The organism is Bradyrhizobium sp. sGM-13 (genome assembly GCF_018398875.1).
Taxonomy (GTDB): domain Bacteria; phylum Pseudomonadota; class Alphaproteobacteria; order Rhizobiales; family Xanthobacteraceae; genus Bradyrhizobium.
In genome coordinates this window covers 1-221 of sequence record NZ_JAGWDK010000492.1, presented here as the reverse complement: position 1 = coordinate 221, position 221 = coordinate 1, and the positions used below count along the sequence as shown (strand labels likewise).

General features: G+C 57.9%; 1 protein-coding gene. It reads right to left on the bottom strand.

Going from position 1 to position 221, the window contains the following annotated elements; genetic code table 11:
- The coding region (locus KJQ96_RS39765; RefSeq protein ID WP_213291300.1) for a twin-arginine translocation signal domain-containing protein at window positions 1–96 on the bottom strand (96 nt) is incomplete at its 3' end.
- Between the last annotated feature and the right edge of the window lie 125 nt (window positions 97–221).

Sequence of the window (221 nt, the reverse complement as noted above, 5' to 3'; positions counted from 1 at the left end):
GGCCGACACCGGGCCGGCGACGGAAGACAGCGCACCCACCGCGATAGCGGACGATGTCGCCTTCATGAAACGCCTGCGGTTGATCAAACGGTTCACGTTCCCCTCCTCGCGTGTTGAATTCCGGCCCTCCGGAAGCTTGTCCCGAGTAAATGCTATCGATTCCGGGGGTCGAATTTCCACGATCTTTAACCTATTACAGCCGAAGTTCTGCACATCCAACC